The following is a 19,323-nucleotide window of genomic DNA, read 5'->3' on the forward strand; positions in this document are numbered from 1 at the left end:
TTTGCGGCGCTGATCGCAAAGCCTAGACTGTGTCCCATGAAACTCATCGACTCGCTCGTCACGCAGGCGGCCGGCATCGCGGCCGTCCGGCGTGACCTTCATGCCCACCCTGAACTCTGTTTCGAAGAAGTCCGCACCGCCGACGTGGTGGCAGGCAAGCTCACCGAATGGGGCATTCCCATCCACCGCGGCCTGGGCACCACGGGCGTGGTGGGCATCGTCAAGAACGGCACCAGCACCCGCGCCGTCGGCCTGCGCGCCGACATGGACGCGCTGCCCGTCACCGAGCTCAACACCTTCGCCCACGCCAGCCAGCACCACGGCAAGATGCACGCCTGCGGCCACGACGGCCACACGGCGATGCTGCTCGCAGCCGCGCAGCACCTGGCCAAGCATCGCAACTTCGACGGCACCGTCTACCTGATCTTCCAGCCGGCCGAAGAAGGCGGCGGCGGCGCGCGCGAGATGATCAAGGAAGGCCTGTTCGAGCAGTTCCCCATGGACGCCGTGTTCGGCATGCACAACTGGCCCGGCATGAAGGCTGGCCAGTTCGCGGTGAGCCCCGGCCCCGTGATGGCGTCGGGCAACAAGTTCCACGTCAACGTGGTCGGCAAGGGCGGCCACGCGGCGCTGCCGCAGACCGGCATCGACCCGGTGCCGATCGCCTGCGAGATCGTGCAGGCCTTCCAGACCATCCTCACGCGCAAGATGAAGCCGACCGATTCGGCGGTGATCTCGGTCACCACCATCCACGCCGGCGAGACCAACAACGTGATTCCCGACAACTGCGAGCTGTCGGGCACCGTGCGCACCTTCTCGATCGAAGTGCTCGACATGATCGAAGCGAAGATGAAGCAGGTCAGCGAGCACATCTGCGCCGCGCATGACGCCACCTGCGAGTTCCGCTTCGAGCGCTACTACCCGCCGACCATCAACACCGAGGCCGAGGCCGACTTCGCGCGCCGCGTGATGGGCGACATCGTCGGCCCCGAAAACGTGCTCAGGCAGGAGGCCGCCATGACCTCGGAAGACTTCGCCTTCATGCTGCAGGCCAAGCCCGGCGCGTACGCCTTCATCGGCAACGGCGACGGTTCGCACCGCGACGTGCACCACGGCGAAGGCCCGTGCACGCTGCACAACGCCAGCTACGACTTCAACGACGACCTCATTCCACTGGGCGCCACCTGCTGGGTGCAGATCGCCGAGCAGTTCCTCAAGCCCGGCGGCAACGCTTCATGATCGGCATCGGCGAGGCCTTTTCGCCGCGCTACGCCCCCGCGCGCCAGAAGTTCCTGCAGGGCTGCGTGAGCGCGGGCCTCACGGTCGAGCCGCATGCGCACCCGCTCAAGGGGCGCGACGGCGAAGAGCTGTCGATGGACGTGGCGCTCGACGGCGACGCCAACGCCGAGCGGCTGCTCGTTGTCACCAGCGCCTGCCACGGCGTCGAAGGCCACTGCGGCAGCGGCGTGCAGGTGTTTGCGCTGCACGATGCCGAATGGCGCGAGAAGACCAGGGTGCAGGGCGTCGCGGTGCTCTACGTGCATGCACTCAACCCGCACGGCTTTTCGTACGGCCGCCGCGTGACGCACGAGAACGTCGACCTGAACCGCAACTTCCTCGACTTCTCGAAGCCGGTGCCGGTGAACGAGCCCTACGCCAGGCTGCATCCGCTGCTGCTGCCCGACACCTGGCCGCCGACGCCGGAGAACCAGGCTGCGATCGAGAAGTGGATCGGCAAGCACGGCGCCACGGCCTACCAGGCGGCGGTGACGAGCGGCCAATACCAGTTCGACGACGGCCTGTTCTTCGGCGGCAAGGCGCCGACCTGGAGCAACAAGACCCTGCGCAGCGTCTTGCGCCGCCATGCAGGCCACGCCAAGCGCCTCGCCTGGATCGACCTGCACACGGGGCTCGGCCCCAACGGACTGGGCGAGCGCATCTTTGCCTGCCGCGACGACAAGGTGGCCTACGCCCGCGCCAACGCATGGTGGGGCACGCCCGCCGCGCCCGTCACCTCGATCTACGACGGCTCCTCCACCTCGGCGCTGCTGCGCGGCCTGATGTGGGACGCCGTGTACGAAGAATGCCCGCAGGCCGAGTACACGGGCATCGCGCTCGAATACGGCACGCTGCCGATGCTCGAAGTGACCGGCGCGCTGCGCGCCGACCATTGGCTGCACAAGCATCCGGACGCGCCGGCCGACCTGGCCGACGGCATCCGTGCGCGCATGGTGGAGGCGTTCTACACGGACAGCGACGCCTGGCGCGGCCAGATCGTGAGCCAGGCGCGGCAGGCGATGTTCCAGGCGGTGGACGGCCTGGCAGGTTGACCCACCCCCAGGCTTCGCGCACTTCGTGTCGCTGCGCCAACCCCCTCAAGGGGGCAATACCAGCGGCCCGGCAAAGCCGGTTCCGCGGTATTCCACGAAAGAACCTCAGGTCCTGACGCGCCCGTCCGCCGTCAGCATCGACAGCTCGACGAACCGCGACGCCACGTGGCTCTTCGGCGAGAAGGACACTTCGAAGCCGCCGAACTGCTGACGCTCGATGCTTTCCAGCCCCGCGATCAGCCCATCGCGTGTGCCCTTGCCGCCCGGTGCGCGGCGCAGGCCTTCGGTCAGCACCTTGGCCGCCAGGTAGCCTTCCATGCTCGAGAAATTGGCGCTTGCGCCGCCACCCGCCTTGCGCACCGCCTCCGTGAACTCACGCGCCAGCGCGTTCGCCTGGTTGAAGGGCGAGGGCACCACCTGCGTGACCATCACGCCTGCGGCTTCCTTGCCCAGCTCGTCCGCCAGCGCCTGCGTGCCCACGAACGAGAGGTTGAAGAACACGCCGCCGTAGCCCGCCTTGCGCGCTTCACGGATGAACGCCGCGCAGGCCTGGTAGGCGCCGACCTGGACCACTGCCGCGGGCTGGCTCGCCAGGATCGTCTTCACGGCCGCGGCCACGTCGGCGGAGTTGCGCTCCACCGTGGCCAGCGCGACGGGCTTGAGCTGCTGCTGGGCCAGCGCCAGCGTCACGCCGTCGAGCCCGGCCTTGCCGTAGGCGTCGTTCTGGTAGAAGACCGCGATCTTCTTCATGCCCAGGTGGGTGAGCTGTTTCACCATCAGGGCCGTCTCGTCGTTGTAGGACGCGCGCAGATGGAACACGTTGCGGTGAAACGGCTCGCGCAGCGACATCGCGCCTGTGAACGGCGCGATGAACGGTACCTTGTCCTTCACCGCCAGCGGCAGCGCGGCCAGGCTGGTCGGCGTGCCGATGTAGCCGAACAGCGCGAACACGTCGTCGGCGATGAGTTTCTGCGTGTTGGCCGCGCAGCGGTCAGGCTCGTAGCCGTCGTCGAGGTTCTTGATGACCACGTCGCGCTGGCCCGGCTGGGCGTTGTGCTGGTCCAGGAACAGCTTGGCGCCCTGGTGGAACTGGATGCCCAACTGGGCGGCCGGCCCCGTGAACGGCGCCGACTGGCCCAGCACGAGCGGTGTGTCGTTCTGCGCCCGAGCGATGCCGAAGCCGCCCAGCGTGGCGGCGGCTGTCGCGATCGAAAAATGCCTGCGATTCAGATGCATCGTCATGGTGAAATCCTCCCTCTTTCTCTGTGTGTTGATACTCAAACTAGACTTGTCCGATGGCCCACGCAACGGATTCCCTCCTCGACACGCCCGACGCCACCGCACCCTCCACGGTGCTGGGCGCCTGCCCGCACGATTGCCCCGACACCTGCGCCCTCGTCACCACCGTCAAGGACGGCGTGGCGGTGAAGCTGCAGGGCAACCCCGCCCACTCGCACACCGGCGGCGTGCTGTGCACCAAGGTGTCCCGGTACATCGAACGCAATGACCATGCCGAGCGGCTCGTGCAACCCCTGAAACGCGTCGGTCCCAAGGGCAGCGGCCGCTTCGAGCCCGTCTCGTGGGAGACGGCATTGGACGACATCGCCGCGCATCTTCGGGGATTGCAAGCCGAGCCGGAAGCAATTCTCCCCTACAGCTATGCGGGCACCATGGGCCTCGTGCAGGGCGAATCGATGGACCGGCGCTTTTTCCACAAGCTCGGCGCCTCGCTGCTGGACCGCACCATCTGTTCGATGGCGGGTGGCGAAGCGATGGTCTACACGCTGGGCGCCAAGGTCGGCATGCGCATCGAGTTCTTCTCGCAAGCCAGGCTCATCCTGATCTGGGGCAGCAATTCCATCGCCAGCAACCTGCACTTCTGGCGCCACGCCCAGGCCGCCAAGCGCGCCGGCGCGCGGCTGGTGTGCATCGATCCGCGCAAGACCGAAACCGCCGACAAGTGCGACGAGCACATCGCGCTGCTGCCCGGCACCGACGCCGCGCTGGCCTTGGCGCTCATGCACGAACTCATCGTGCACGACTGGCTCGACCACGACTACATCGCCAACCACACGCTGGGCTGGGAGCAGCTGCGCGAGCGCGCGCTGCAATGGCCACCGTCGCGCGCGGCCGAGGTCTGCGGCATTCCCGAGGCACAGATCGTGGCGCTGGCCCAGGCCTACGGCACGACCAGGCCGGCCGCGATCCGCCTGAACTACGGCATGCAGCGCGTGCGCGGCGGCGGCAATGCGGCGCGCGCCATCGCCTGCCTGCCGGCGCTGGTCGGCGCCTGGCGCGATCGGGCGGGCGGCCTGCTGCTCAGCAGCTCGGGCCATTACCCGGTCGACCGCGCCGCGCTGCAGCGCCCCGATCTGCTGGCCGGGCGCACGCCGCGCACCATCAACATGAGCACCATCGGCGATGCGCTGCTCGACACCGCCAAGCCGGTGAAAGCCGTCGTGGTCTACAACAGCAACCCGGTTGCGGTGGCGCCCGAGTCGGCCAAGGTGGTGGCGGGCTTCGCGCGCGAAGACCTCTTCACGGTGGTGCTGGAGCAGTTCCGCACCGACACCGCCGACTACGCCGACTACCTGTTGCCCGCCACCACGCAGCTGGAGCACTGGGACATCCACTGCAGCTACGGCCACACCGACGTGCTGCTGAACCAGCCGGCCGTCGCGCCGCGCGGCGAGGCCCGCAGCAACGCCTGGGTGTTCCGCGAGCTGGCGCGCCGCATGGGCTTCGACGAACCCTGCTTTGCCGAGGGCGACGAGTCGCTGTGCCGCACCGCCTTCGCCGACGACGTGATCGACTTCGAGCAACTGCGCGCGCAGGGCTTCACCAGCCTGAAGCTGGCCGAGGCGCCGTTCGCCGAGGGCAAATTCCCCACGCCCTCGGGCCGCTGCGAATTCTTCAGCGAGCGTCTGCAGGCCATGGGCATCGACGGCCTGCCCGACCACGTGCCCAACTGGGAGCCGGCCGGCAGCTCGACCGAGTTTCCACTGGCCATGATCTCGCCGCCGGCGCGCAACTTCCTCAACTCGACCTTCGTCAACGTGACGAGCTTGCGGGCCATCGAGGTCGAGCCGCTGCTGGAGATCCACGCCGACGATGCCGCCGCGCGCGGCATCGAGGACGGCGCCACGGTGCGCGTGTTCAACCAGCGCGGCGAGCACCGCTGCCGCGCCGAGGTGTCGCGTCGCGCGCGCCAGGGCGTGGTGCACGGCATGGGCATCTGGTGGCGCAAGTTCGGCATGGACGGCACCAACATCAACGAACTGACCAGCCAGCGCCTGACCGACATCGGTCGCGGGCCGACTTTCTACGACTGCCTGGTGCAGGTCGAAAAGGTGTGATGCCGCGGCCGGGTGCGCCTGCGCTGGCATTGGCCAGCGCGCTTTTCTTGAGTGGCTGCGCCGACCTCGGCTACTACTGGCAATCGGCCAACGGCCACCTCGACATCCTGCGCGCGGCCAGGCCCGTGCCCGAATGGCTGGCCGACCCGACCGTGGGGGCGCCGCTCAAGGCCAAGCTCGAACTCGCGCAGCGCATCCGCCGCTTCGCGTCGAGCGAACTTGGTCTGCCCGACAACGCCAGCTACACCGCGTACGCCGACCTGCATCGCCCCGCCGCCGTATGGAACGTGGTGGCCGCGCCGCCGTATTCGCTCACGCTGAAGAGCTGGTGCTTCCCGGTCGCGGGCTGCGTGGGCTACCGTGGCTACTACGACGAGGCCGCCGCAAAAACCGAGGCCGAGGCGCAGAAGGCCAACGGCCTCGAAGTGGCCGTGTACCCCGTGCCGGCCTACTCCACGCTGGGCTGGATGAACTGGGCCGGCGGCGATCCGCTGCTGTCCACCTTCATCGGCTACCCCGAGGGCGAGCTGGCGCGCCTCGTGTTCCACGAGCTGGCGCACCAGGTGCTCTACGTGTCGGGCGACACGGTGTTCAACGAGTCGTACGCCACGGCCGTCGAGCGCATCGGTGGCGCGCTGTGGCTGCAGCGCGAAGCCGGCGAGGCAGCGCGCGCCGAGTATGCGCAGTTCAATGCGCAGCGGCAGGACTTCCGGGCGCTCGCGCTCAACACGCGCCGCGCGCTCACACAGGTGTACGAGTCGCCCGAAGCCAAGGCCAAGGACTGGGCGAAGGTCGAGGCGCAGAAGCAGGCCGCCCTGGCCGACTTCCGCGCGCGCTATGCCGCGCTGAAGGCGGCATGGACCGGTCCGCGCCAGAACGCCTACGACGGCTGGGTGGCGCGCGCCAACAATGCGGCCTTCGGTGCGCAGGGCGCCTACGACGACCTGGTGCCGGGCTTCGAAGCGCTGTTCGAACGCGAGGGCCGCGACTGGCCGCGCTTTTACACTGAGGTCCGGCGCATCGCCGCGCTGCCGACCGACCAAGAGCGCCGCAGCGCGCTGCAGGCGGCCACCGGCATCCTGCACACGCGGTTCGACCGCGCTGAGCACACGCACAACAACGGAGATCACGGTGTCTGACATCCATATCGAACGCAACCACACGCTGGGCATGGCCGGCGCCCGCGAAGTCGCGCGCCAATGGGTGCAGCAGGTCGAGCAGGACTACGGTCTCGAATTCACCTACACCGAGGGCGCCAACGGCGACGTCGCGCAGTTCAGCCGCGCGGGCATCGACGGCACGTTTGAAATCACGGGCGACACCTTCCGGATCGAAGCGACGCTGGGCTTCCTGTTCAGCAGCTTCAGCGGCCAGATCGAGCAGAAGATCGCGCGCAACCTCGATGCGCTGCTCGAGGCGCCGGGGCGCAGCACTCGCCTCGCCTGATTCGCCGCGTCGCTGTGCATGAACCGGGCGGCGCCGAGGCACACTCGGCGCCATGACGCACAGCTCTTCTTCTCCTTCTCCCGCTGCAGGCCCGCTGGCCGGCCTCAAGGTCGTTGAACTCGGGCAACTGATCGCCGGCCCCTTCGCGGCGCGCACGTTGGCCGACTTCGGCGCCGACGTGGTCAAGATCGAGCCGCCGGGTGCGGGCGACCCGCTGCGCACCTGGCGGCTGCTGAAGGACGGCACCTCCGTGTGGTGGCAGGTGCAGTCGCGCAACAAGCGCTCGGTGGCACTGGACCTGCGCGAGCCCGAGGCGCAGGCCATCGTGCGCCAGCTCGCGGCCGAGGCCGATGTGCTGGTCGAGAACTTCCGACCCGGTGCGATGGAAGGCTGGGGCCTCGGCCCCGACGACCTGCTGGCCGCCAACCCCGCGCTCGTGATGCTGCGCATCAGCGGCTACGGCCAGACCGGCCCCTATCGCGACCGCCCCGGCTTCGGCGTGGTGGCCGAGGCCATGGGCGGGCTGCGCCATCTCACGGGGGAGCCGGGCCGCGTGCCGGTGCGCGTGGGCGTGTCGATCGGCGACACGCTGGCCTCGTTGCACGGCGTGATCGGCGTGCTGATGGCCATGCAGCACCGCCACGCCACCGTGAGCGCCGAATTCCCGAAGGGCCGGGGCCAGGTGGTCGATGTCGCGCTGTACGAGGCGGTCTTCAACTGCATGGAAAGCCTGCTGCCCGAGTACAGTGCCTTCGGTGCGGTGCGCGAGGCGGCCGGCAGCGCGCTGCCGGGCATTGCGCCCACCAATGCCTACCGCTGCGCCGACGGCGGCTACGCCATCGTCGCGGGCAACGGCGACAGCATCTTCAAGCGGCTCATGGCCTGCATCGGCCGGCCCGACCTCGCGGCCGATCCGGCGCTGGCGGGCAACACGGGGCGCGTGGCGCAGGTCGAGATGCTCGACGCCGCCATCGGCGACTGGGCCGCGCAGCGCACGGTGAGCGAAGTGCTGACCGCGCTCGATGCGGCGCATGTGCCGGCCGGGCGCATCTACACCATCGCCGACATCGCGGCCGACCCGCACTACGCCGCGCGCGGCATGCTGCAGGAGGTGAAGATGCCCGACGGCAGCGCGCTCGCCGTGCCGGGCTTCGTGCCCCAGCTGTCGCTCACGCCCGCCGGCCACCGGCGCAATGCGCCGGCGCTGGGGGCGGACACGGAGGCGGTGTTGAAGGAGATCGGGTTGAGTACTGAGCAGATCGCCGCATTGCAGGCGCGGGGGATCGTCGGGTAGCTGGCGTTGCGGGTCAGCCTCGCAGCGATTCGATCAGGTCGATGTACTTCTGCTTCGCCTCGTCGGTCGTGGCGCCCTTCTGGGCCGTCCATGCGTCCCACTTGGCGCGCGCGACGATGTCGCTGAAGCTGGGCTTCTTGGCGGTGTTGTCGCCTTCGGTCGCCTGCTTGAAAAGACCGTAGATCTTCAGCAGCGTCGGGTTGTCGGGGCGCTCGGCCAACAGCTTGGAGTTGGCCTGGGCGGCTTCGAATTGGGCGTTGAGGTCGGACATGGCGGTCAGGAAGAAGGTCAGAAAGCGCGCATCTTAAATGGATTGGTACCAACTGGTACCAACGGCAAGCACTCGGCGCTTCATTCGGTCAGGCCTGCGCGCGCCAGTTCCACGTCCAGCCGCTCGCGCGCGTCCGCCGGCGTCAGCGCCGCGGCCTTCTCAAACAGCCTGTTCGCCTCGCCCGTGCGCGACTCGCCGTGCAGCATCAGCAGCGCACGCGCGTACTCCATCATCCCGGCCGCCGAATGGGGGTGCAGCGCCAGCCCGCGCTCGAACAGCTCGATCGATGTGTCGGCGCGCACGCCATACGTCATGCGCCCGACCAGCGCACCGACCTTGTCGATCACCTCGGCGTGGAAGGCGGCCAGCGCGAGGTGCGCGTCGCCGTGTTCCGGCTGAAGTTCGATCACGTGCTCCAGCGCGCCCTTGAGCTTGGTGCCCAGGCCCTGCGCCAGCGCACGCGCCACGCTGATGCCCTGGCTGTAGCGGCCCAGCGCATAGGCCTGCCAGTAGAGTGCCTGGCAGTTGTCGGGCTCGATGGCGACCTGTGCACCGGCGCGTTCGATGACCTGGCGGAACAGCGCGAGCCGCACGGCCTCGCGCGGTTCCAGGTAGTTGGCGTAGATCGCGGTCGCCTGGTTGGCGAGCGCCAGGCCGTCGGGGCCGTGCAGCAGGCCGAGGGCGGCGGCGCGTTCGAATTCGCCGCTGTGGTACAGCGCCCAGCCTTCGGCCAACGGCGCGTCGGGCGCAGGTGGCGGCAGCGCGTGGCCGGCATGCAGGCGCGGCCAGTGCGTGCGCAGGCTGCGCGCGTCGTAGCGGGGCACGTCGGGGTAGGGAAGAGGCGTCCAGGGTTCGGTGCCGGTTCCGGCGGAGCCTGCAGTGGCCGCGGCAGGACTGGCGGACAGCAGCGAGAACGGTTTGAAATCGGAGTGGGGCATGGGATGTTCTAGGCCGCCATATCGACCGTCGGTGGCACGGGACTGGGATTGCTGCTGGCGGCGTTCTCACCGTTGTAGGCGTTGCTCAGCGCCAGCAGGTGGCGGCGCTGCTCGCGTGCGAGGTAGGGCGCGAGCAGGTGCAGCGTGTGGTGGCCGCCGCGCATCAGTGCGCCTTGCGCGTGCGCAGGCTCCAGCGCCTGGCGCGGGTTGCGCACGTACTCGTAGCTGAGCCAGTAGGTCAGCACCACGACCATGCTCTGGGCCAGCGTGTCGACCTCGTGCGCGTCGATGTCCAGGTGGCCGGCGCGGCTCAGGCCGGCGATCAGCTGGCGGATGGCGCGTGCCTTGTGCTTGAGCACGAGCTGGAACTGGGTCTCCAGGTGGCGGTTCTTGCTCAGCAGGTCGTTGAGGTCGCGGTACAGGAAGCGGTAGCGCCAGATCAGCTCGAACAGGCTGTGCATGAAGAACCACGCGTCCTCCACGTCGTGCACGCCTTCGCTGGCGTGCAGCAGCTCGTGGAGCTCGGCTTCGTAGCCTTCGTAGAGCTTGTTGATCAGCTCTTCCTTGGCGGGGTAGTGGTAGTAGAGATTGCCGGGGCTGATGTTCAGCTCGCCGGCCACCAGCGTGGTCGACACGTTCGGTTCCCCGAAGCGGTTGAACAAATCCAGTGCGGCTTCGAGGATGCGTTGCGCAGTGCGGCGTGGCGCCTTCTTTGCCATGTCGGTGCCCCCGTGGTTTCTCTTGGTCTCTGGGGGCACTCTAGCGCATGTGCGCTGCACCATGAACGGTGCGGGGCATGTTTTGCGGTGCTGATTTTTTGTGCAGCGCCGCAATTACAGAACGATGTCAGCCGGCCTTGGTGCGACGCAGGGCCTTCTTGGCGGCGGCGGGCGCAGCCTTGCGCGCGGTGGACTTGCGAGGTGCCGTGGCGGCGGACTTGGCATCGCGCTGCTTGAGCTGGGCCTCGAGCGCCTCGATGCGGGCCTGCAGCGCGGCCACGTCGGCGGCCGAGGGCACGCCGAGTTTTTCGAGCGCGCGCGCCACGCGTTCTTCGAAGATGTTCTCGAGCTTGCCCCACTGGCCGGCCGCCTTGGTGCCGAACTCGCTGGCGAAGCCAGCCATGCGCTGCTGGGCCTGGGCCAGGGTTTCCTCGGCGGCCTGCTGGGTCTTCTTCTGCATGCCGGCGCCATCTTTGACCAGCGCCTCGAAGGCCTTGCTGCCTTCCTGCTGCATCTTGGCGAAGGCGCCGAGGCCGGCCAGCCAGATCTGCTGGGCCGAGTCCTTGATGCGGTCGGAGGAGTTGTCGCTCTTGCTGCTGTCGTCGTCTCTGGAGGTAGCCATGCGGTGTGTTCCTTTGGGGCAAGCGCACGACTCTAGCCGCCCGGGCGCCCCGTGGTTAGGGCGCGTCGCCTATCTCCATGCTCAGGCTCAGGGCGTGCCGCCGGCAGCGCGGCTGGCGTCGAGGTGCGACTTGGCGCGCTCGGCCAAGGCCATTTCGCCAGGCGTTCCGGGCACGAAGGCTTCCACCGGCAGTGGCCGGCCATGGGAATCGACAGAGACAAAAACGATCAGGCATTCGGTGGTTTTCTCCATCACGCCGCCCTTCATGTCGCCGCTGCGCACCTCGACCGAGATGTTCATGCTGGTCTTGCCGGTGTAGGCCAGTCGGGCCTCGACCTCGACCAGGTCGCCGATCATGATCGGCCGGTGAAAGCGGATGCTGCCGATGAAGGCGGTGACGCAGTAGCGCTTGGCCCAGCTGGTGGCGCAGGCGTAGCCGGCCTCGTCGATCCACTTCATGACCGTGCCGCCGTGGACCTTGCCGCCGAAGTTGACGGTGCTGGGTTCGGCCAGGAACCGGAGGGTGATGGAAGACATGGGGCGCCTTTTTTTCTGTGGGCTGTGGGTGGGGAGCCGCGATTATGCGAGCGCCCGGGCGCCCTTTGGCGCCGTTCAGCTGCCGCTGAACAGCTGCGCCAGCGTGCGGCGCAGCCAGGCGTTGCCCGGGTCGGCATGAAAGCGCTCGTGCCAGTGCTGCTTGACCGCGTAGGCCGGCAGCGTGAACGGCGGCGCCAGCACCTTCACCGGCTCCTGCGTGGCCAGCACGTTGCCCAGGATGCGCGGCACCACGACGATCAGCTCGGTGTGGGCCACGATGCGCGCCACGCTCAAAAAACTCGACAGCCGCACCACCACGTTGCGCTTCAGGCCCAGGCGCGCGATGGTCGTGTCGACGATGGCGTGCCCCGTGCCCGAACTGGACACCACCGCGTGCGCCTCTTCCTCGAAGCGCTTGCGCGTGAGCTTGGCGCCGATGCGCGGATGGTTCTGTGCCGCCAGGCAGACGAAGTTCTGCATGAACAAAACCTGCTGGTAGAAGCCCGCGTCCAGCTGCGGCATGAAGCCTACGGCCAGGTCCACGTCGCCGTCCTGCAGCCGGCGGCCGCTGTGGGTCGAGATGATCTCGGTCTCGATGTGCACGCCCGGGGCCGTGTGCCGCAGGTGGTCGAGCAGGCCGGGCAGCAGCACCACCTCGCTGATGTCGGTCATGCAGATGCGAAAGCGCCGCTGCGCCTGCGCCGGCTCGAAGCTGCTGCGGTTGCCCTGGGCCTGCGCGAGCTGGGCCAGCGCCTCGCGCAGGTTCGGGTAGATGCGCTCGGCATGCGGCGTGGGCTGCATGCCCTGCGCCGTGCGGGTGAACAGGCGGTCGTCGAAGTGCGCACGCAGCTTGTTCAGCGCCGTGCTGGCCGCCGCCTGGGCCATGCCCAGGCGCTCGGCCGCCTTGGTGACGTTGCCGGTCTTGTAGACCTCGTCGAACACGGCGAGCCATTCGAGATCGAGCTTGGACATGGGGTGGGGCGGGACGGAGCCCTGAAGGCGAAAGACACCATTATCTAAATTTCGAATTCCGTGTATTGACACGCGGTCTTGAGCAAATAGTGGGGCGGGACAACAATGCCGCCAACGGAGACACCGACCCCATGAACCCCGCTTCTTCCCATGCCGTCAGCGCACCGGCCAACGCCGCCGAGCGCCGCGACTACTACGCCCGCATCCGCCCGCTGAACCTCTCGCCGCTGTGGGAGTCGCTGCACGTGCTGGTGCCGCGCGAGCCCAAGAGTCCGTGCGTGCCCGCGCTGTGGCGCTACGACGAGATCCGCCCGCTGCTCATGGAATCGGCCGACCTCATCACCGCCGAAGAGGCCGTGCGGCGCGTGCTGGTGCTCGAGAACCCGGCCCTGCCGGGCAACGCGTCGATCACGCAGTCGATCTACGCCGGCCTGCAGCTCATCATGCCCGGCGAGGTCGCGCCCTCGCACCGCCACGTGCAGTCGGCGCTGCGCTTCATCGTGGACGGCAAGGGCGCCTACACCACCGTGGGCGGCGAGCGCACGACGATGCACCCCGGCGACTTCATCATCACGCCCTCGTGGGCCTGGCACGACCATGGCAACGAAGGCATCGAAGGCGTGACCGAGCCGGTGGTGTGGCTCGACGGCCTCGACATTCCGATGCTTCGCTTCTTCGATGCCGGCTTTGCCGAGAACGACGACGCCAAGGTGCAGCACGTGGCGCGGCCCGAAGGCCACAGCCTCGCGCGCTTCGGCCACAACATGGTGCCGGTGCGGCACGACCACACCTCGGCCACCTCGCCGATCTTCAACTACCCCTACCTGCGCAGCCGCGAGGCGTTGGCGCAACTGCAGAAGCAGGAGGCGCCCGATGCCTGGCTGGGCCACAAGCTGCGCTACATCAACCCGCTGACGGGCGGCTCGCCGATGCCGACCATCTCGACCCAGCTGCAGTTGCTGCCCAAGGGCTTCGCCGGCCAGGCGCATCGCGCCACCGACGGCACCGTCTACAGCGTGGTCGAAGGCCACGGCACGGCCGAGATCGCCGGCCAGCGCTTCGACTTCGGCCCGCGCGACACCTTCGTCGTGCCGTCGTGGGCGCCGCTGCGCCTGTCGTCGCCGAGCGAAGACACCGTGCTCTTCAGCTTTTCCGACCGTCCCGTGCAGCAGGCCATGGGCATCCTGCGCGAAGCCTTCCTCGAAGACGCCTGACAGCGCGGCGACCGTCCTTCCCTCTTTTTCTTGTTTGTCTGATGTGCCGTCCCCCGCGGCAGGAGCTTCCATGTCCTTCGTCTTCACGCCCCCCTCCATCGTCGGCCTGCCCATCGTCGGCTCCGACCAGCAGTTCCCCGTGCGCCGCGTCTACTGCGTGGGCCGCAACTACGCAGCGCATGCGCGCGAGATGGGCTTCGACCCCGACCGCGAACCGCCCTTCTTCTTCTGCAAGCCCAACGACGACGCCTCGGTCGTGCCCGTGGCCGAAGGCGCCACCGCAGCCATTCCCTACCCGCCGCTCACGAGCAACTACCACTACGAAGCCGAACTGGTCGTCGCCATCGGCAAGGGCGGCAAGGACATCCCGGTCGACCAGGCCGCCAGCCACATCCACAGCTACGCCGTCGGCCTGGACATGACGCGCCGCGACCTGCAGATGAAGATGCGCGAAGCCGGCCGCCCGTGGGAAATTGGCAAGGCCTTCGACTTCTCGGCGCCCATTGCACCGCTGCGCACGCTGGCCGACGTGGGCGAGATCAACGCCGGCGCCATCACGCTCGAAGTGGACGGCCAGGTGCGCCAGAACAGCGACATCACGCACCTGATCTGGTCGGTGAACGAAGTCATCGCCAACCTCTCGACCCTGTTCGCGCTGCAGCCCGGCGACCTGATCTTCACGGGCACGCCCGAAGGCGTGGGCGCGGTGAAGCCGGGCCAGACGATCAAGGTCAGCATCGAGCGCCTGCCGTCGCTCACGGTGCGCATCGACTGATCGCCCCGGCCCGCGCATGACTCCCTCGAAGAACCCTCCTTCCGTGCTGCTCGTCGGCGGCGGCATCGGCGGCATGGCCGCCGCACTGGCGCTCGCGCGCCTGGGCGTGACCATCGACCTGCTCGAACAGAGCGCCGTCATTGGCGAGATCGGTGCCGGCCTGCAGCTCGGCCCCAACGCTTTCGCGGCACTCGACGCGCTGGGCGTGGGCGAGGCCGTGCGCCGCAGCTCGGTGTTCACCGACCGGCTCGTGATGATGGATGCGGTCGACTGCAGCGAGGTGGCCTCGGTGCCCGTCGGCGAGGCCTTCCGCGCGCGCTTCGGCAATCCGTATGCCGTGAGCCACCGCGCCGACCTGCATGGCGCGATCCATGCGGCGGTGAAGCAGCATCCGCTGATCCGCTTCCACACCTCGGCGCAGGTCGAGACGATCGACACCGGCGCGCACGGCGTCACCGCCGTCACGCGCGACGGCCGCCGTTTCCAGGCCGACGCCATCGTGGGCTGCGACGGCGTGAAGTCGGTGGTGCGCGCCAAGCTCATCGGCGACGCGCCGCGCGTGTCGGGCCATGTGGTCTACCGCGCCGTCGTGCCTGCGGCCGACATGCCCGCCGACCTGCAATGGAACGCGCCCGTCGTGTGGGCCGGCCCGAATTGCCACCTCGTGCACTACCCGCTGCGCCACGGCGAGCAGTACAACCTGGTCGTCACCTTCCACAGCCGTGAAGAAGAAGAGTGGGGCGTGACCGACGGCAGCAAGGAAGAGGTGCTGTCGTACTTCGAAGGCGTGCATGCGCGCCCGCGCCAGCTGCTCGACCGCCCGACCTCGTGGCGCCGCTGGAGCACCGCCGACCGCGACCCCGTCGAACGCTGGAGCCACGGCCCGGCCACGCTGCTGGGTGACGCGGCGCATCCCATGATGCAGTACCTTGCGCAGGGCGCCTGCATGGCGCTCGAAGACGCCGTGACGCTCGGCGAGGCCGTGAAAGCCTGCGACTTCGACATGGCCGCCGCCTTCCAGCGCTACGAACAGGCCCGCATCGCACGCTGCGCGCGCGTCGTGCTGTCGGTGCGCGAGATGGGGCGCCTGTATCACGCCAAAGGCGTGGAGCGTCTCGTGCGCAACAGCCTGTGGACCGGGCGCACGCCCGAACGTTTCTACGATGCGGTCGAATGGCTCTATGCCTGGCGGCCCGAGCACTGCCTGGAATGAAGCTCTCCCCCAGGCTACCCTCGCTGCGCGAGGTCCGCCAACCCCCTCGCCGGGGGCAACCCCAGCGGCCCGGCAAAGCCGGTTCCGCGGGGTTCTTGGCAAGGGGCGACGCTGGATAACTGACATGCGTTCCCCTCAACGTCATCTTTCATTTCACCCACGAGGCCGAAGGCCCAGGAGACAACCCATGAACTTTCCACGCGCATTGCTGACGACCGCCGTCCTCGCCCTGACCGCCGCTTCCGGCGCGTGGGCGCAGGGCAGCGACTACCCGAGCAAGCCGGTGACGCTGATCACCCCGTTCGCGGCCGGCAGCGGCCCCGACGCCGTGCTTCGGCTGGTGTCCGACAAGCTCTCGCGCCTGTGGAACCAGCGCGTGGTGGTCGACAACCGGCCCGGTGGCGGCGGTTTCATCGCCATCGACCAGGCGCGCCGCGCCGCGCCCGACGGCTACACGCTGCTGCAGCTGGACAGCGAGCACATCGCCGCGCTGCCGCACCTGTACAAGTCGCGCAACTTCGTGACCTTGCAGCACTTCGACCCGGTCGCCTCGCTGTTCCGCACGCCCTTCTTCGTGGCCGTGGGCAGCGAGTCGAAGTGGAAGACCATGGGCGACCTGATCGCCGCCGCCAAGGCCAACCCCGAAGGCGTGGTCTACGGCTCGTGGGGCGTCGGCAGCCCGGGCCACCTGGGCGCGCAGCAGCTCGAGGCGCTCACGGGCATCCGCATGCGGCACGCGCCGTACCGCGAGGTGTCGCAGCTGTATTCCAACGTCGGCACGGGCGAGGTGCCGTGGGCCTTCGCGAGCATTCCGTCGAGCCAGGGCATCTACAAGGCCGGCAAGCTGCGCTACATCGCCGTGGCCGCGCCCAAGCGCATCCCGCAGATGCCCGATGTGCCCACGATGGCCGAGGCCGGCGGCCCGGCCTCGCTGGAGGTCAACTCCTTCGTGTCGCTGCTCGCGCCCAAGGGTGTGTCGGCGGCCGTGAAGGCGAAGATCAACGCCGACGTGGCCAAGGTCATCGCCGACCCCGACATCCGCGCCCGCTTCGACACCTTCGCCTTCGAGCCGCTGGCCTGGTCGCCCGAGGAGATCGAGCGCACCGCCGAGGCCAAGTCGAAGGTGTACGGCGAGCTGGTGCGCCGGGGCAACATCAGCCTCGACTGAAGAGAGTGCGCCTTGCCCTGGGCTCGGCGCGCCAGTTAAGCTGCCTCTCTTTGCATTTTTGTTTACCTTTTAACTGTCTTTTTCCATGCAAGCCACCAAGAGAGCCCTCCTGATCGCCTGCGGCCTGGCCGCCACCGCGGCGTTGCCGCTGTCCGCCAGCGCCGACACCCCCGCGTGGCCGACCCGGCCGATCCGCCTGCTGGTGGGTTTCCCCGGCGGATCGACGCCCGACATCGCGGCGCGCACCATCGCCGAGCCACTGTCCCGCGCGCTGGGCCAGCCGGTCGTGGTGGACAACAAGGCCGGTGCCTCGGGCAACATCGCGGCCGACCAGGTGGCCAAGGCCACCGACGACCACACGCTGGGCATCGTCATCAACGGCAACCTCACGTCGTCGAAGATGCTGTACCCCAAGCTGCCGTACGACCCGGCGAAGGATTTCAGCTACCTGTCGCTGATCGCCACCGCGCCGCTGGTGCTCGTGGCGCAGAACAGCCTGCCCTCGGGCGCCGCCTTCTTCGATGCCGCGCGCCAGGCCGGCGACAAGTGGAACTACGGCTCGGTGGGCGTGGGCTCGGTCGGCCACCTGGGCATGGAGCTGCTCAAGAGCCGCGTGAATGGCTTCAAGCCCGAGCACGTGCCCTACCAGGGCAACCCGCAGGTCGTCACGGCCATGCTGGGCGACCAGGTGCAGATGGGCCTGATCCCGCCAGGCGTGGCCATGCCGCAGATCCGCGCCGGCAAGCTCAAGGCCGTGGGCCTGACGGGCGGACGCAGCGCGCTGGTGCCCGAGATCGCCCCGCTGGCCGACGCCGGCGTGAAAGACTTCAGCCTCGAGGTGTGGGTGGCGCTGCTCGGCCCGGCCAGCCTGTCGAAGACCGCGCAGGCCCGCATCAGCCGCGAGATCGAGATCGTCATGAAAGACCCCGACGTGCGCCGCAAGCTCTTCGAGCAGGGCTGGCAGGCCGTGGGCACCTCGCCGGACGGCATGCGCACGCGCGTGAAGGAAGAGGCGGCGATCATGAGCAAGATCATTTCCACGCGCGGCATCAAGATCCAGTGATGGCGACGGCGCAGCAACAGCACACCCTGACCGAACCGGCGCGCGCGCTGCCCGTGTTCGGCGACTTCGACGTAGTGGTCGTCGGCGGCGGCCCCGCCGGCATTGCCGCCGCCGTGAGCGCCGCGCGCCATGGCGCGCGCACGCTGCTGGTGGAGCGCTACGGCTTTCTCGGCGGCATGGGCACCGCAGGCGGCGTGACCAACTTCGCGGGCCTGTACGGCAAGCGCCGCGGCGAAATGACGCAGCTGGTGCGCGGCGTGGTCGACGAACTCATCGAACGCATCGCCGGCTTCAACGGCATGAACGCGCCGCAGAACGGCATGGGCGGGCGCATCTGCGTGCGCTCGTACGACACCTCGGCCTACAAGCTGGCCGCAGACCAGCTGCTCGAGGCGACCGGCGTGCAGATGCTGTTCCACGCGTATGCCGCAGCGGTGCTGCACGACGGCGCGCGCATCGCCGCGCTGGTGGTCGAGACCAAGTCGGGCCGCCAGGCGATCCGCGCCAACGCCTTCATCGACGCGAGCGGCGACGCCGACGTGGCCGCCTTCGCGGGCGTGCCCTTCGAGGTGGGCGACGGCCACGGCAGCGGGCTGTTCCCGACCACCATGTTCCGCATCGGCCAGGTCGACGCGCCGGCCGCGCTGGAAGCGGTGGGCGAGTTCTCGGCCATCAACGGCTTCATGGCGCGCGCCGAGCAGCAGCATCCGGGCAAGTACAGCTTTCCGCGCGAAGGCGCGATCCTGCGGCCCAACAAGGACCCGCGCGAGTGGCGCGCCAACGTCACGCAGATCCGCAACGCCGAAGGCCGCGCGATGAACGGCGTCGATGCGCGCGAACTCAGCGAAGGCGAACTCGAAGGCCGGCGACAGATCGCCGCGTACTTCAAGTTCCTGCAGGCCGAGGTGCCGGGCTTTGCGCCGTCGGCCATCGTGGAGATCGCGCCGCAGGTCGGCATCCGCGAGACGCGGCGCATCCAGGGCCTGTACGCGCTGGGCCGCGAGGACATCCTCGGCTCGGCCACCTTCGACGACACCATCGGCCTGAACGCCTGGCCGATGGAAATGCACGCCGACGGCCGCATCGAGTGGGCCTTTCCGCGCGACGAAGCCAACGCCTACAACCACCTGCCGTGGCGCATGCTCGTGCCGCAGACGGTCGACAACCTGCTCGTGGCCGGACGCTGCGCCTCGATGACGCACGAGGGGCAGTCGGCCGCACGCGCCAGCGGCGGTTGTTTCGTGATGGGGCAGGCGGCCGGCACCGCGGCGGCGTCGCTGGGCAGCGGGCGCTTCGCGGCGATCGATGTGGCAGCGCTGCAGAAAAAGCTGCTGGCCGACGGCGTCGACCTGGACCGTTGAGCGCGGCGCGGCGCTAGAGTCCGGGGCTGGATGAACTCGAACCC

At 68.8% G+C, this 19,323-nt stretch carries 19 protein-coding genes; 12 read left to right on the top strand and 7 right to left on the bottom strand.

Translation table 11 applies throughout. From position 1 onward, the window contains the following. Nucleotides 1-36: 36 nt before the first annotated feature. Both ASD34_RS25675 and ASD34_RS25680 read left to right on the top strand, forming a co-directional pair. A complete protein-coding gene (locus ASD34_RS25675; RefSeq protein WP_056584053.1) occupies nt 37-1,239 on the top strand; it encodes a M20 aminoacylase family protein in 1,203 nt (400 codons plus the stop codon). Further along, nucleotides 1,236-2,330 (top strand): M14 family metallopeptidase, encoded by a 1,095-nt coding sequence (locus ASD34_RS25680; protein WP_056584055.1) that lies wholly within the window; start codon nt 1,236-1,238, stop codon nt 2,328-2,330. The genes ASD34_RS25675 and ASD34_RS25680 overlap by 4 nt, the downstream gene beginning before the upstream one ends. A gap of 105 nt (nt 2,331-2,435) precedes the next feature. On the opposite strand, the gene ASD34_RS25685 is transcribed toward ASD34_RS25680, so the two are convergent. Continuing rightward, on the bottom strand, nt 2,436-3,566 hold the full coding sequence (locus tag ASD34_RS25685) for an ABC transporter substrate-binding protein (RefSeq protein WP_082549124.1): 1,131 nt from the start codon (nt 3,564-3,566) through the stop codon (nt 2,436-2,438). Nucleotides 3,567-3,625: 59 nt separating this feature from the next. On the opposite strand from ASD34_RS25685, the gene ASD34_RS25690 reads away from it, so the two are divergent. Genes ASD34_RS25690 through ASD34_RS25705 form a run of 4 tightly spaced genes read left to right on the top strand, consistent with a single transcriptional unit; the run spans nt 3,626 to nt 8,426 of the window. Further along, on the top strand, nt 3,626-5,686 hold the full coding sequence (locus ASD34_RS25690) for a molybdopterin-dependent oxidoreductase (protein ID WP_056584062.1): 2,061 nt from the start codon (nt 3,626-3,628) through the stop codon (nt 5,684-5,686). Then, nucleotides 5,686-6,825, top strand: a complete 1,140-nt coding sequence (locus tag ASD34_RS25695) for an aminopeptidase (RefSeq protein WP_056584065.1) — start codon at nt 5,686-5,688, stop codon at nt 6,823-6,825. Before ASD34_RS25690 ends, ASD34_RS25695 begins: the two co-directional genes overlap by 1 nt. After that, nucleotides 6,818-7,132 carry a polyhydroxyalkanoic acid system family protein gene (locus tag ASD34_RS25700; RefSeq protein ID WP_056584069.1) on the top strand — a complete coding sequence of 105 codons (315 nt, stop codon included), beginning with the start codon at nt 6,818-6,820 and terminating at the stop codon, nt 7,130-7,132. Before ASD34_RS25695 ends, ASD34_RS25700 begins: the two co-directional genes overlap by 8 nt. Before the next feature lie 52 nt (nt 7,133-7,184). Continuing rightward, nucleotides 7,185-8,426, top strand: a complete 1,242-nt coding sequence (locus ASD34_RS25705; protein ID WP_056584073.1) for a CaiB/BaiF CoA transferase family protein — start codon at nt 7,185-7,187, stop codon at nt 8,424-8,426. Nucleotides 8,427-8,439: 13 nt separating this feature from the next. On the opposite strand, the gene ASD34_RS25710 is transcribed toward ASD34_RS25705, so the two are convergent. The 6 genes from ASD34_RS25710 to ASD34_RS25735 form a co-directional block, all read right to left on the bottom strand. Then, on the bottom strand, nt 8,440-8,697 hold the full coding sequence (locus ASD34_RS25710) for an acyl-CoA-binding protein (RefSeq protein ID WP_056584076.1): 258 nt from the start codon (nt 8,695-8,697) through the stop codon (nt 8,440-8,442). 80 nt (nt 8,698-8,777) lie between these two features. Then, nucleotides 8,778-9,635, bottom strand: coding sequence for a hypothetical protein (locus ASD34_RS25715; protein WP_200937658.1), 858 nt, complete (start codon nt 9,633-9,635; stop codon nt 8,778-8,780). 8 nt (nt 9,636-9,643) lie between these two features. Next, on the bottom strand, nt 9,644-10,354 hold the full coding sequence (locus ASD34_RS25720; RefSeq protein WP_056584079.1) for a TetR/AcrR family transcriptional regulator: 711 nt from the start codon (nt 10,352-10,354) through the stop codon (nt 9,644-9,646). A 127-nt stretch (nt 10,355-10,481) separates the two neighbouring features. Continuing rightward, on the bottom strand, nt 10,482-10,976 hold the full coding sequence (locus tag ASD34_RS25725; RefSeq protein ID WP_056584081.1) for a phasin family protein: 495 nt from the start codon (nt 10,974-10,976) through the stop codon (nt 10,482-10,484). Between the two features lie 87 nt (nt 10,977-11,063). Then, nucleotides 11,064-11,513, bottom strand: a complete 450-nt coding sequence (locus ASD34_RS25730) for an acyl-CoA thioesterase (protein WP_056584084.1) — start codon at nt 11,511-11,513, stop codon at nt 11,064-11,066. Nucleotides 11,514-11,588: 75 nt separating this feature from the next. Continuing rightward, entirely contained in the window at nt 11,589-12,485 is an 897-nt protein-coding gene (locus ASD34_RS25735) for a LysR family transcriptional regulator (RefSeq protein ID WP_056584086.1), read from the bottom strand. Nucleotides 12,486-12,616: 131 nt separating this feature from the next. On the opposite strand from ASD34_RS25735, the gene gtdA reads away from it, so the two are divergent. From gtdA to ASD34_RS25765, 6 genes are all read left to right on the top strand, one after another. After that, nucleotides 12,617-13,699, top strand: a complete 1,083-nt coding sequence (gtdA, locus tag ASD34_RS25740) for a gentisate 1,2-dioxygenase (RefSeq protein WP_056584089.1) — start codon at nt 12,617-12,619, stop codon at nt 13,697-13,699. Between the two features lie 70 nt (nt 13,700-13,769). Beyond that, on the top strand, nt 13,770-14,474 hold the full coding sequence (locus tag ASD34_RS25745; protein WP_056584092.1) for a fumarylacetoacetate hydrolase family protein: 705 nt from the start codon (nt 13,770-13,772) through the stop codon (nt 14,472-14,474). Between the two features lie 16 nt (nt 14,475-14,490). Continuing rightward, entirely contained in the window at nt 14,491-15,687 is a 1,197-nt protein-coding gene (locus ASD34_RS25750; RefSeq protein WP_056584095.1) for a 3-hydroxybenzoate 6-monooxygenase, read from the top strand. A gap of 187 nt (nt 15,688-15,874) precedes the next feature. Continuing rightward, nucleotides 15,875-16,855: a Bug family tripartite tricarboxylate transporter substrate binding protein gene (locus ASD34_RS25755; protein ID WP_056584098.1), complete on the top strand. Its 981-nt coding sequence runs from the start codon at nt 15,875-15,877 to the stop codon at nt 16,853-16,855. A gap of 85 nt (nt 16,856-16,940) precedes the next feature. Continuing rightward, entirely contained in the window at nt 16,941-17,918 is a 978-nt protein-coding gene (locus tag ASD34_RS25760; RefSeq protein WP_056584101.1) for a Bug family tripartite tricarboxylate transporter substrate binding protein, read from the top strand. Then, nucleotides 17,918-19,279 carry an FAD-dependent oxidoreductase gene (locus tag ASD34_RS25765; RefSeq protein ID WP_056584105.1) on the top strand — a complete coding sequence of 454 codons (1,362 nt, stop codon included), beginning with the start codon at nt 17,918-17,920 and terminating at the stop codon, nt 19,277-19,279. The genes ASD34_RS25760 and ASD34_RS25765 overlap by 1 nt, the downstream gene beginning before the upstream one ends. Nucleotides 19,280-19,323 lie beyond the last annotated feature (44 nt).

The organism is Variovorax sp. Root473, from assembly GCF_001426505.1.
In the GTDB taxonomy this organism is placed as follows: Bacteria; Pseudomonadota; Gammaproteobacteria; order Burkholderiales; family Burkholderiaceae_C; genus Variovorax.